The sequence below is a fragment of the Streptomyces sp. PU-14G genome (genome assembly GCF_041028275.1).
GTDB lineage: Bacteria > Actinomycetota > Actinomycetes > Streptomycetales > Streptomycetaceae > Streptomyces.
In genome coordinates this window covers 1-12,198 of the sequence record NZ_JASKYT010000215.1, presented here as the reverse complement: position 1 = coordinate 12,198, position 12,198 = coordinate 1, and the positions used below count along the sequence as shown (strand labels likewise).

General features: G+C 73.3%; 9 protein-coding genes and 2 pseudogenes. 10 read left to right on the top strand and 1 reads right to left on the bottom strand.

Annotation, left to right across the window (positions count from 1 at the left end; genetic code table 11):
• Nucleotides 1-15 precede the first annotated feature (15 nt).
• From pdhA to AB8Z75_RS22660, 10 genes and pseudogenes are all read left to right on the top strand, one after another.
• Nucleotides 16-1,224 (top strand): annotated as a pseudogene (pdhA, locus tag AB8Z75_RS22705) (pyruvate dehydrogenase (acetyl-transferring) E1 component subunit alpha); the annotation flags it as partial.
• 134 nt (nucleotides 1,225-1,358) lie between these two features.
• The gene (locus AB8Z75_RS22700) at nucleotides 1,359-2,447 is read left to right on the top strand and encodes an alpha-ketoacid dehydrogenase subunit beta (protein ID WP_369204854.1); all 1,089 of its coding nucleotides are present in this window, start codon (nucleotides 1,359-1,361) and stop codon (nucleotides 2,445-2,447) included.
• Nucleotides 2,447-3,973, top strand: coding sequence for a dihydrolipoamide acetyltransferase family protein (locus tag AB8Z75_RS22695; RefSeq protein WP_369204852.1), 1,527 nt, complete (start codon nucleotides 2,447-2,449; stop codon nucleotides 3,971-3,973). The genes AB8Z75_RS22700 and AB8Z75_RS22695 overlap by 1 nt, the downstream gene beginning before the upstream one ends.
• Nucleotides 3,974-3,976: 3 nt before the next feature.
• Complete coding sequence (locus tag AB8Z75_RS22690) at nucleotides 3,977-5,005, top strand: DUF6457 domain-containing protein (RefSeq protein WP_369204850.1); 1,029 nt, start codon at nucleotides 3,977-3,979, stop codon at nucleotides 5,003-5,005.
• Entirely contained in the window at nucleotides 5,002-6,705 is a 1,704-nt protein-coding gene (locus AB8Z75_RS22685; protein WP_369204849.1) for a molybdopterin molybdotransferase MoeA, read from the top strand. The genes AB8Z75_RS22690 and AB8Z75_RS22685 overlap by 4 nt, the downstream gene beginning before the upstream one ends.
• Complete coding sequence (locus tag AB8Z75_RS22680) at nucleotides 6,699-7,784, top strand: TrkA family potassium uptake protein (protein WP_369204847.1); 1,086 nt, start codon at nucleotides 6,699-6,701, stop codon at nucleotides 7,782-7,784. The genes AB8Z75_RS22685 and AB8Z75_RS22680 overlap by 7 nt, the downstream gene beginning before the upstream one ends.
• 99 nt (nucleotides 7,785-7,883) lie before the next feature.
• The gene (locus AB8Z75_RS22675) at nucleotides 7,884-8,099 is read left to right on the top strand and encodes a hypothetical protein (RefSeq protein ID WP_369204845.1); all 216 of its coding nucleotides are present in this window, start codon (nucleotides 7,884-7,886) and stop codon (nucleotides 8,097-8,099) included.
• Between the two features lie 180 nt (nucleotides 8,100-8,279).
• Complete coding sequence (locus AB8Z75_RS22670; RefSeq protein ID WP_369204843.1) at nucleotides 8,280-9,260, top strand: NAD(P)H-quinone oxidoreductase; 981 nt, start codon at nucleotides 8,280-8,282, stop codon at nucleotides 9,258-9,260.
• Nucleotides 9,261-9,954: 694 nt separating this feature from the next.
• Entirely contained in the window at nucleotides 9,955-10,746 is a 792-nt protein-coding gene (locus tag AB8Z75_RS22665; RefSeq protein ID WP_369204841.1) for a hypothetical protein, read from the top strand.
• A gap of 49 nt (nucleotides 10,747-10,795) precedes the next feature.
• Nucleotides 10,796-11,359, top strand: a complete 564-nt coding sequence (locus AB8Z75_RS22660) for a bacterial proteasome activator family protein (protein WP_369204839.1) — start codon at nucleotides 10,796-10,798, stop codon at nucleotides 11,357-11,359.
• Between the two features lie 183 nt (nucleotides 11,360-11,542).
• Here AB8Z75_RS22660 and AB8Z75_RS22655 read toward each other — a convergent pair.
• A pseudogene (locus AB8Z75_RS22655) lies at nucleotides 11,543-11,965 on the bottom strand (TrmH family RNA methyltransferase); the annotation flags it as partial.
• Nucleotides 11,966-12,198 lie beyond the last annotated feature (233 nt).

Genomic DNA, 12,198 nt, shown 5'->3' with positions numbered 1-12,198 from the left:
GCCGCTGCCCCTCTCCTGCCCGATGCCGAGCCCTACCGGGTGCTGGGCGCACGGCCGGAAGCAGCAGCACGGCCGGAAGCACCGCGGGAAGCACCAACGCCGTCGGGAACACCGAGGCGGTCGGGAACACCAAAGCGGTCGGGAACACACACACGGGCGCAAGGAAAAACGACGCGGCCGGGGGCGGCGCCAGGGGGCGCACGGACAGCCGGTGGGGCGGGCGAGCAGGTGGCCGCGGCCCCCGACGCCGAACTGCTGCACCGGCTGTACGCCGCGGTCGTCCATGGACGCCGGTTCAACGAGCAGGCCACCGCGCTGACCCGACAGGGCCGCCTGGCCGTCTATCCCTCGTCCCGGGGGCAGGAGGCGTGCCAGGTGGCCGCCGCCCTCGCCCTGGCGGAGCACGACTGGCTCTTCCCCAGCTACCGCGACACCCTGGCGGCGGTCGCCCGCGGTCTCGACCCGGTGGAGGTGCTGTCCCTGCTGCGCGGTGACTGGCACCACGGGTACGACACACATCGCACCCGGGTCGCCCCCTTGTGCACCCCGCTGGCGACCCAGCTGCCGCACGCGGTGGGCCTGGCGCACGCCGCCCGGCTGAAGGGTGACGAGGTGGCGGCCCTCGCCCTTGTGGGGGATGGCGGCACGAGTGAGGGCGATTTCCACGAGGCTTTGAACTTCGCCGCCGTCTGGCAGGCCCCGGTCGTCTTCCTCGTGCAGAACAACGGCTTCGCGATCTCCGTTCCTCTGGCCAAACAGACGGCCGCGCCCTCTCTGGCGCACAAGGCGGTGGGATACGGCGTTCCGGGCCGCCTGGTGGACGGCAACGACGCGGTGGCGGTGCACGAGGTGCTCACCGAGGCGCTGGAGCGTGCCCGTTCCGGTGGCGGCCCCACGCTCGTGGAGGCGGTCACCTACCGCCTGGAGGCGCACACGAACGCCGACGACGCGACGCGCTACCGCGCCGACAACGAGGTCGAGGCCTGGCGCGCGCACGACCCGGTGACGCTACTGGAGCGCGAGTTGCGGCAGCGGGGCCTGTGGGACGACGAGGCAGCCCGTCAGGTCGCGGAGGCGGCCGATCAGCAGGCGGCCGAGCTGCGGTCGCGGATGAACCGTGACCCGGCTCTCGACCCGCTGGAGTTGTTCGCCCACGTGTACGCCGAGCCGACACCGCAGCTGCGCGAGCAGGCCGGCCAGTTGCGGGCCGAGCTGGCCGCCGAGGCGACGGCCGGACAGACAGCCGAGACGACGGCCGGACAGACGGCCGGTCAGACGGCCGGTCAGACGGCCGGACAGACGGCCGCAAACACGACCCGGCGGACGAGCGACAACGGGAGGATGGGGGAGGAGACCCGATGAGCACAGCAGTGCGGCAGCCCCCCAAGGCAGGCGGCACCGACGGGCGCAAGCCGGCCACCATGGGCCAGGCACTGGGCCGTGCCCTGCGCGACGCCATGGCCGACGATCCTGACGTGCACGTACTCGGTGAGGACGTCGGCACGCTGGGCGGTGTCTTCCGGGTGACGGACGGGCTGGCGGCCGAGTTCGGCTCCCAGCGGTGCGCCGACACCCCGCTGGCGGAGGCGGGCATCCTGGGCACGGCGGTCGGGATGGCGATGTACGGGCTGCGTCCTGTCGTGGAGATGCAGTTCGACGCGTTCGCCTTCCCGGGCTTCGAACAGTTGGTCTCGCACGTTTCGCGGATGCGCAACCGCACCAGGGGCCGGATGCCGATGCCGTTGACCGTACGCATCCCGTACGGCGGAGGCATCGGCGGTGTCGAGCACCACAGCGACTCCTCCGAGGCGTACTACATGGCCACGCCGGGGCTGCACGTGGTGGCGCCGGCCACGGTCGCGGACGCGTACGGGCTGCTGCGCGCGGCCATCGCCTCCGACGACCCGGTGGTCTTCCTCGAGCCCAAGCGGCTGTACTGGTCCAAGGCGCAGTGGAGCCCCGAGGAACCCGAACAGGTGCCCGGCATCGGCAGGGCCGCTGTCCGCCGCCGGGGCACCTCCGCCACCCTGATCACCTATGGCCCCTCCGTTCCGCTCTGTCTGGAGGCCGCCGAGGCCGCGCGGGAGGAGGGAGCCGAGAGCTGGGACCTGGAGGTGATCGACCTGCGCTCCCTGGTGCCGTTCGACGAAGAGACGGTGGTCGCCTCCGTACGGCGCACGGGCCGGGCCGTCGTCGTCCACGAGTCGCCCGGGTTCGCGGGCCCCGGCGGGGAGATCGCCGCTCGCGTCACGGAGCGCTGCTTCCACTACCTGGAGGCGCCGGTGCTGCGCGTCGCCGGTTTCGACATCCCCTACCCGCCACCGATGCTGGAGCGGCATCACCTGCCGGGCGTCGACCGCATCCTGGACGCCGTCGCACGCCTCCAGTGGGAGAGCGGCTGGACCCGGCAGCAGGAGGACGCGGGCCGGGACGGGGGTGCGGGCTGATGGGCGAGGTGTGTGAGTTCCGTCTCCCGGACCTGGGCGAGGGGCTGACCGAGGCGACGGTCGTCAGGTGGCTGGTCGCGGTCGGCGAGACCGTACGGGTGGACGAGCCCGTCGTCGAGGTGGAGACGGCCAAGGCGCTGGTCGAGGTGCCCTGCCCCTACGCCGGCATGGTCACCTCGCACGCCGCCGAGGAGGGCGGCGAGGTGGAGGTCGGCGCGCCGCTGGTCACCGTCGCGGTGAGTCCCGCGGACGGTGACGGGCACGCGGATGCCCGCAGGGACACCGACGGGAAGGCGTCCGCAGAAGTCGGAGCGACGGACGGAACGGGAGAAGGCAGCGGGCGCGGGGGAGGAGAGCGCGCGGGGGACGGTCCGGAGCTGGAGCACGTCGGCGGTTCGGGCAACGTCCTGGTGGGCTACGGGACGGCCCCCGCGCCCGGCCGCCGTCCCCGAGTCGCCTCGCGTTCTCCCCAGCCTGCCGCGGCCTGGGCCCCGGGCACGGAGACGACCGGCACGGTCCGGCACACCGGCGCGATGGGCACCGCCCGGACGCCCGTACCCGTCATCTCCCCTCTCGTACGTCGCCTGGCCCGCGAACACGCTCTGGACCTGAGAGAGATGAGCGGAAGCGGCCCCGACGGGCTGATCACACGCGCGGACGTGGAACGGGCCGTACAGGCATCCGAAAAGCACGCCGCTCGGACACCGCACGACCCAGACGGACAGGAGCGCGACGGGTACGGACACGAGGGACACGAGTACGGACACGGGGGACGCGGATACGGACACGAGGGACACGGGCTCGACGAGGGCGGACGGGCCGAGCGCCGGATTCCGCTGCGCGGGATGCGCGGCACGGCCGCCGACCGGCTCTCCCGCAGCCGCAGCGAAATCCCCGACGCATCCTGCTGGGTGGACGCCGACGCGACGGAACTCCTCGCGGCGCGACGGCAGATGAACGCCGTCACCCCCGCGCTCGGCGAGCCCGCCGCGCCCGTCTCGCTGCTGGCGCTGCTGGCCCGGGTCTGCACGGCGGCGCTAGCCCGCTTCCCGGAGTTGAACGCGCGGGTGGACACCGGGGCGCGCGAGATCGTCGTGCTGCCCGAGGTGCACCTCGGCTTCGCCGCGCAGACGGAGCGGGGCCTCGTCGTTCCGGTCGTACGGGACGCGCACACGCTGTCCGCCGAGCAGCTCACTGCCCGGATGTCCCAGCTGACGGAGGCGGCCCGCGCGGGCACGCTCTCTCCGGCGGAGCTGACGGGCGGCACGTTCACGCTGAACAACTACGGCGTCTTCGGGGTGGACGGCTCGACGCCGATCATCAACTACCCGGAGGCCGCGATGCTCGGCGTGGGCCGGATCGCGCGCAAGCCGTGGGTGGTCGACGAGGAGTTGACGGTGCGCAGCGTGGTGCAGCTCTCTCTCACGTTCGACCACCGGGTGTGCGACGGCGGCACGGCGGGCGGTTTTCTGCGCCTGGTCGCGGACTGCGTGGAGCAACCGGCACGGCTCCTCCGTACGCTCTGAGGCGTGACGCACGCTCCTGGACGACCCTCCGCAGCAGGACCGCCCGACCGCCCCGGTGATCCACCCGGTGGCGCGGGTGGGGACGACGGCCACCCGTACGCCGCGCTCGTCCTCGCGGGCGGCGGGGCGAGCCGGCTGGGGGGCGTGGACAAACCCGCCGTCAGGGTGGGCGGCAGGACGCTGCTCGACCGGGTCCTGGCGGCGTGCGCCGACGCGGCGACCACGGTCGTGGTGGGGCCGCGGCGCGCGACATACCGCCCGGTCGGTTGGGTGCGAGAGGACCCGCCCGGCGGCGGCCCGCTCGCCGCCCTGGACGCGGGGCTGTGCGTCTTGCACGCGAGTCCCGGCACCCCCGTGCTCGTCGTCTCGGCAGACCTGCCCTTCCTGACCCGCGAGACGGTGGACACACTGCTGGCCCTGCCCGGCGACGCCGAGGCCGCCGTCGCACACGACGGGCGGGAGCAACCCTTGCTCGCGGCGTACCGGTTGGAGCCGCTGCGGCGTGAACTGGCGCTCCTGCGCACCGAGTACGGTCACCTGTCCGGCCTGCCGCTCCGTCTGGTACTGGAGGGACTGAGACGGCACCGTGTGAGCGCTTCCTCCGCGCCCGCCCTCGCCGCCGCCGCGCTGGACTGCGACACCTGGGACGACATCGCCACAGCACGGGCCCGGATCAGGGAGCATGACAGCGTGCTGGATGAATGGATGGGTGCAGTCAAGGCGGAACTGGGCATCGACATCGACGTGGACACCTCCGCGCTGCTCGACCTTGCCAGGGACGCCGCGCACGGTGTCGCGCGCCCGGCCGCGCCGCTCACCACTTTCCTGGTGGGTTACGCGGCGGCGCGCGCCGACGGTTCACCGGAGGACGTCGCTCGCGCGGCGGCCCGCGCGGCACAACTCGCCAGGCGCTGGGCCGACGAGACCGCCGACGCGGCGAGCGCCAGCGGGGCGAGCGACAACGGGGCAAGCGCCAACACGACGAACGACAACGCGACGAACGACAACGCGGAAAACGCAGACGAACGATGAGCGGCGCCGACGAACTCGACGAGGCCATCGCCCTGGCGAACAGCGGTCGGACCCGCCCGGAGCCACCCCCCGCGCCGCGCCTCAAGCGCATCCGGCGTATCCAGTGGAGCGAGCACGGCGAGGACGCCATGGAGCCCGTGGACCCGGCAGGGCAAGCCGAGGACGGTCACAGCCGCTCCGCGCAGGCCGGGCACAGCGGCCGTGATGAGCCGGCGGACGGTGCCGGACGCCCTGCCCCGCACCACCCGGGAGACGCTTCCGGGGCCTCCCGTGAGGCCGAGCGGCCGGGCGGCGGGGAGGGGCGCCAGGGACGCGCAGCACACGAGGCGGCGCCCTCCTGGTCCGAGGCGGCCGGTATGGCGGCCTCCGCGGCCACACCGCCCCCACCGACCTCGCTCGGCCTGAACCGGGCGCTGGGCCACACGCTGGCCGCACCATTGCGGGCCCTCACGGACCTGCCGCCGTTCGACACCTCCGCGATGGACGGCTGGGCCGTCTCCGGGCCGGGACCCTGGGAGCTCGCCCGTACAGCAGACGGTGAGGAGCGCCCCGGCATCCTGGCGGGTGACCGCTCCGATCCGCCGCGGCTGGCCGACGGAGAGGCCATCCGCATCGCGACCGGCGCCCGCGTTCCCGCAGGTACGAGCGCCGTCCTGCGCTGGGAGGCGGCCGAGCGGACCGGCGCGGCGCGGCTGCGTACCGCCACGCCACCGCAACCCGGTACCGACATCCGTCCGCGCGGTCAGGAGTGCCGCACGGGGGACGCGCTGCTGGGAACCGGTGCTCCCGTCACGCCTGCCGTGCTCGGGCTGGCTGCGGCGGCCGGATACGACGAGTTGGAGGTCGTCCCGCGCCCGCGCGCCGAGGTGCTGGTGCTGGGTGACGAACTGCTGCACCGGGGCCTGCCGTACGACGGCCGGATCCGGGACGCGCTCGGTCCGATGGTCGAACCATGGCTGACGGCGCTGGGTGCCGACGTGACGGCCACCCGGCTGCTGGGGGACGACGCCGAATCCCTGTACGAGGCGGTGGCGGGGACGACGGCCGATGTGCTGGTCACCACCGGCGGTACGGCCGCGGGCCCCGTCGACCACCTGCAGCCGACGCTGCACCGACTGGGCGCCCGGCTGCTCGTGCACGGGGTGCGGGTGCGGCCGGGCCATCCGATGCTGCTGGCCGTGCTCGATCCCGACGACGAGACGGGAGCGGCGCCCGACGCGCGGGCCGGAACGGCGCGGGGCCCCCAGGCCGGAGCAGGAGCGGCGCCGAACGCGCAGACCGGCGCGAGCGCGAGGGCGAACACGCAGACCGGAGTGAGGGCGGGCGCGCAGGCCGCGGTGGGGGCGGGCACGCTACCGGGAGCGCGCCCCCGGTATCTGGTGGGTCTGCCGGGTAATCCGCTGGCCGCGCTGTCCGGGCTGGTGACGCTGGCCGGACCACTGCTGCGGGCCCTCGCGGGCCGGGCGGAGCCGAAACCGCGCACCGCGACACTGGGCGCCGAGGTGCCGGGCCATCCGCGCGACACCCGGCTGGTGCCGGTACGGCGCGAGGGTTCCGGCGTGCGGGCACGCGTGAGGCCGCTGCGCTACGCGGGCCCTGCGATGCTGCGCGGAGTCGCCTCTTGTGACGCGCTGGCCGTCGTGCCACCCGGCGGCGCGGCGCCGGGTGAGGACGTGGCGGTTGTGGAGCTCCCGTGGTGAGGCGCCTGAACAGCTCTCGCGAGGACGGCGACACCGAGCGGCAGGGCTCGGTGCTGCTGCCGCGCCTTTCCGTCTCGCCCTTGCGTCAGGTCATGCGGCGGTTGCTGGCGGCACTTCTGGTCCTGTGGGTGACGGTGCTGCTGGTGTACGTGGACCGGGACGGCTACGTGGACGACGTCGACGACCACATGACGTTCCTGGACTGCCTCTACTACGCGACCGTCACCCTCTCGACGACCGGTTACGGTGACATCGCCCCGGGCTCGGACAGTGCGCGTCTGGTCAACACCCTCGTCATCACGCCCTTGCGCGTGCTCTTCCTGATCATTCTCATCGGCACCACGCTCGAGGCGCTGACGGACCGCACCCGTCAGCAGTGGCGCCTGAACCGCTGGAGGTCCGCGTTGCGCGACCACACCGTCGTCGTCGGGTTCGGCACCAAGGGCCGCTCGGCCATCCAGACCCTGCTGTCCACAGGGCTGGGCCGCGATCAGGTCGTCGTCATCGACGCCTATCCGCAGTCGGTCAAAGCGGCCAACGCGGAGGGCTTCGCGGGTGTGGAAGGGGACGCCACCCGGAGCCAGGTGCTCGTCCGTGCCGAGGTGCAGCGGGCGCGGCAGATCGTGATCGCGCCGCAACGGGACGACACGTCGGTACTGGTCACGCTGACGGCGCGGCAGCTCAACCCGCGCATCAAGATCGTCGCGGCGGTGCGGGAGGAGGAGAACGCGCCGCTGCTGCGGCAGTCGGGTGCCGACCAGGTCATCACGAGCGCCAGCGCGGCGGGACGCCTCCTCGGGCTCGCCATGCTCAGCCCGAACGCCAGCTCGGTACTGGAGGACCTCATCCAGCGGGGTACCGGGCTCGACCTCAAGGAGCGTCCCGTCACCAAGGCGGAGGCGGGCCGCTCCCCGCGCGAGTGCGACGACCTGGTCGTCTCCGTCGTCCGCGGCCACCGGATACTCGCCTACGACGATCCGGAGGCCGCCAGCCTGGCGCTGACCGACCGGCTGGTCGTCATCCACCGGGCGTCGCGGGCGCTCCCCGAGCCGGGCGAGCGCAGGGGCGAGCCGAGGTGACCGGCGCGGCGGCGGGTCACCGCCCCCGCTCTCACCCCTTCAGGTGACTGTAGTGTGCCCGGCGGTCCGCGCCGCGTCGCCAGGCGTGACGATGACGCGATGGACCCGCCGCCCACCTGCCCCAACTGCCCCGAGCGCCTGCTGTGGAAGGACACCCGCGAGACGGGGCCCGGCAAGGAGGACTCCTGGTTCTGGTTCTGCGCCGGATGCCGGCAGGCCTACGTACCGACCCCCGATCAGAAGCTGCGCTTCACCTACGCGGGAGGCGGTCACCGCGATCCCGGGAGAGTGCCCCGTGCGGGCGCCGGGTGCTGATACCCGAACGGTCGCGGACGCCGATCCGAGCGGTCGCCGGCGCCGATCCGAGTAGGGCGCCGATTCGAGCAGGGCGCCGATTCGAGCGGTCGCGCGCGCCGAACTGCTGCGGTGGCTCACGTGAACGGCCGCGGGGGCTGACCCGCGCGGGCCCGTGCGGTGCCCGGTAGCGTCGGCGGTATGCATGCGATCACGATTCCCGAACCCGGCGGTCCCGAGGCGCTGGTCTGGGCCGAGGTCCCGGACCCGGAACCCGGCGAGGGCGAGGTCCTCGTCGACGTGGTGGCCGGCGCCGTCAACCGCGCCGACGTCCTCCAGCGGCAGGGCTTCTACGATCCGCCACCCGGCGCGAGCCCGTACCCGGGCCTGGAGTGCGCCGGCCGGGTCTCGGCCCTCGGCCCCGGCGTGTCCGGCTGGTCGGTCGGCGACGAGGTGTGCGCGCTGCTCGGCGGCGGCGGTTACGCGGAGAAGGTCGCGGTGCCCAGCGGTCAGCTGCTGCCCGTCCCGGCGGGCGTGGAGGTGGCGACGGCGGCCGGGCTGCCGGAGGTGGCCTGCACCGTCTGGTCGAACGTGTTCATGGTGGCTCACCTGCGCCCCGGCGAGACCCTGCTGGTCCACGGCGGCTCCAGCGGCATCGGGACCATGGCCATCCAGCTCGCCAAGGCGGTGGGGGCCCGGGTGGCGGTGACGGCGGGTACGGCCGCCAAGCTGGAGCGGTGTGCCGAGCTGGGCGCCGACATCCTGATCAACTACCGCGAACAGGATTTCGTGGAGGAGCTGCGTGCCGCGACCGACGGCGCGGGAGCCGACGTCATCCTCGACAACATGGGCGCCAAGTACCTGGAACGGAACGTCAAGGCGTTGGCCGTCAACGGCCGGCTCGCCGTCATCGGTATGCAGGGCGGCGCGAAGGGCGAGCTGAACCTGGGCGCTCTGCTGGCCAAACGCGGAGCGGTGACGGCCACCTCGCTGCGCGCCCGGCCTCCGGAGGAGAAGGCGGCCATCGTCGCCGCCGTGCGCGAGCACGTGTGGCCGCTGATCGCGGACGGCCGTGTGCACCCCGTCGTCGACAGCAGCTTCCCGATGTCCGACGCGGCCCGGGCCCACCGGACCCTGGACGAGAGCACCCACATCGGCAAGCTCCTGCTGACCACGGAGTGACCCCGCACGCCGCGAGGCGGCCCGCCGCGCGGACAGCGGGTCTCCTCGCGGCCGTCCCCTCGCAGCCGTCCTGCCTCGGCCGTCCCTCCGCCGTCCCTCGGCCGTCCCTCGGCCGTCCCTCGGCCGTCCGGGCCGCATCCTCACCCACACCGCTTGCCCGAAATGCCCTATTTGTCCCTTTATGTGATTCTGGTGTGGTCTGCGGACCATCCAGCTCGGAAGGGTCACGGTCGTGGGGCACTCTCAGCGGCGGAACAGGGCGCTCACCCTGTTGACCTGCTTTTTTCTTGCCCTCCCGGCGCCCGCCGCCCTCGCGGAGGACGGCGCGGAACCGGATGTCGCCAGCCCCACCGGTTCCCCGCACCCCACACGGTCGGTGCTGCCGTCACACGCACAGTCGTACGGCCCCACGTCCCGGCAGACGTACGGCCCGCCGACCTCACAGTCGTACGGCCCGACGCTTCCGGCTACGTACACCCCCGGGCTGCCGGGCGTCGCTCAGCCGCTGCCGGGCGTCGCTCAGAAGCTGAGGGGCGTCGCTCAGCAGCTTCCGGGAGCGGAGGTCCCACACGCGGGGCACCTGAAAGTGGCGGCGCAAGGGACGGCCGAAACGGAGGCGGCAGCCGGCATCACGGAAGCGGTGGCGGATGTCAGGACGGACGTCAGGGCGGAAGTGGAAGCGGCAGAAGAAGCGGTGCAAACGGTCTCCCCTCCTGACGCTTTCGCTGACCCCGAGGACGCCCGCGAATCCGGTCCCGGAGGACGTCCGGAATTCCCCCGGCCGAAGGACTTCGGACAGTCTCCGGAGCGGCCCGGCGACGACGCCCACAGTGACGGCGGCCGACCGCTGCCTCACCGCTCGGATGACCCCCCTCCCGGCGACGACGATGCTCGGCACGATAGGCCGCAGCGGCGTCCGGACGGGCCTCACGGCACCCCGAACGAGGGACAGCGGCCAGGGCCCCACCAGGACCACAAGAAGCAGCAGGAACGGCAGGAGCAGGAGAAGCAGCGCCGGCAGCAGCAGCGCGACGAACGGCACCAGGCCAAAGAACGCGAACAGGAACAGAAAAAGGACCGGGAACGCGAACGGAGACGCGACCGGGACGCGGAGCGGGACAGGGAACAGGACAGGAAGCGGGAACAAAAGCGGGAGCGAAAGCGGGATCAGGAGCGCGAGCGCGAGCGGCGGCAGGAGACGCACGGACGCGGGGGACACGGCGAGGACCCCGGCCGGCCGGGCCACTCGGAGGACCGGCCCTCCTCCTCCGGCAACCTCACCGCGCCGCACCGCTCCGACGAGGCGATCGGGAAGCACGACCTGTACGCCTCCGAGGGGCCCGTCCCCGAGCGGACCGACGCGCGCGGTGACCGCGTAGCCGCCCAGCCGTCCGGCCAGGTGCTGCCCGTCCTGCCGCTCGGCGCGGGGATGGCGCTGATGGGACTGGGACTCGCTTTTCTGGCTCTGCGGTTGCGGCGCGGCTGAGTACCTCCCTCGCTCGGCGCCGGGCCCGGCACACATGCAGAATGGGGGCATGACGCAGCCGAGCAACGAACAGTCGCAGGAGAGCCCGCAGGTCCTGGTCGTGGGCCCGGACGGAATGGCTCTTGGGGGTACCGGCGCCAAGGGCGACGGTGAGGGCGATGAGCAGGCTGAGGTCCCCGTGACGGAAATGGTCGAGCAGCCGGCGAAGGTCATGCGGATCGGCAGCATGATCAAGCAGCTGCTGGAGGAGGTGAAGGCGGCGCCGCTGGACGAGGCCAGCCGGGCCCGCCTCAAGGAGATCCACACCAGCTCGATCAAGGAGCTGGAGGACGGGCTCGCGCCCGAGCTGATCGAGGAGCTGGAGCGGCTCTCGCTGCCCTTCACCGATGACTCCACCCCCACCGACGCCGAACTGCGCATCTCGCAGGCGCAGCTCGTCGGCTGGCTCGAGGGCCTCTTCCACGGTATTCAGACCGCGCTGTTCGCCCAGCAGATGGCGGCACGCGCCCAGTTGGAGCAGATGCGCAGGGCGCTGCCTGCGGGTGCCGTACCGCCGGAGGAGGCCGCGCAGGCCAACGAGGAGAGCCGCCGCACCGGCGGCCCGTACCTGTAAGCACCCGCGCCGGTACGCGCCCGTACCGGCTGGAAAACCTCGGGCGACGGCACCGGCCCGCCTTCCTGACTGACCCGACCCGATCCGACCCGGTCGGCCGGTCGGTCGGTAAGTCAGTAAGTCGGTCAGTCAGGAAAGCAGACCGGGCCGGAGCCGTGCAGCGCTTGCCATGCAGCGCGGTTGTCACCCCGTGGTTGACATCCAGTGGTACAGCGCCATCGCGACACTCGTGGCGAGGTTGTAGCTGGAGACCTGCGGCCGCATGGGGAGCGCCACCAGGTGATCGGCGCGTGAGCGCAGCGCGTCGGACAGGCCGTGCCGCTCCGAGCCGAAGGCGAGCATCGCGCCCCCCGGCAGCTTCACGGACCGCAAATCCGCGCCTTCCGGATCGAAGGCGAACAGTGGCAGGTCCGGCAGTTGCGTCACCGGCCGTCGTGCGACGGGCACGGCGAAGTGCAGTCCGGCGCCCGCGCGGACGGCCGCGGGATGCCAGGGGTCGGCGTCTCCGGTGGTGAGCACCCCAGCGGCGCCCGCGCCCGCTGCCAGCCGTACGACGGCTCCGACGTTGCCGAGGTTGCGCGGGTTGTCGAGGACGACGAGCGGCGCCTCGCCACCCGGGCCCCCGCTCCGTTCGCCACTTCCCTGCGCGCTTCCCTCCCCGTTCCGCTCTCCGCTTCCTTCCCCCCCCCCCCCCCCCCCCCCCCCCCCCCCCCCCCCCCCCCCCCCCCCCCCCCCCCCCCCCCCCCCCCCCCCCCCCCCCCCCCCCCCCCCCCCCCCCCCCCCCCTGCCAGCCGTACGACGGCTCCGACGTTGCCGAGGTTGCGCGGGTTGTCGAGGAC

What these genes read in the sequence shown, in the direction of transcription:
- AB8Z75_RS22700 (WP_369204854.1), top strand. Translation starts at nt 1,359, where the DNA reads ATGAGCACAGCAGTGCGGCAGCCCCCCAAGGCAGGCGGCACCGACGGG.
- AB8Z75_RS22695 (WP_369204852.1), top strand. Translation starts at nt 2,447, where the DNA reads ATGGGCGAGGTGTGTGAGTTCCGTCTCCCGGACCTGGGCGAGGGGCTG.
- AB8Z75_RS22685 (WP_369204849.1), top strand. Translation starts at nt 5,002, where the DNA reads ATGAGCGGCGCCGACGAACTCGACGAGGCCATCGCCCTGGCGAACAGC.
- AB8Z75_RS22675 (WP_369204845.1), top strand. Translation starts at nt 7,884, where the DNA reads ATGGACCCGCCGCCCACCTGCCCCAACTGCCCCGAGCGCCTGCTGTGG.
- AB8Z75_RS22670 (WP_369204843.1), top strand. Translation starts at nt 8,280, where the DNA reads ATGCATGCGATCACGATTCCCGAACCCGGCGGTCCCGAGGCGCTGGTC.
- AB8Z75_RS22660 (WP_369204839.1), top strand. Translation starts at nt 10,796, where the DNA reads ATGACGCAGCCGAGCAACGAACAGTCGCAGGAGAGCCCGCAGGTCCTG.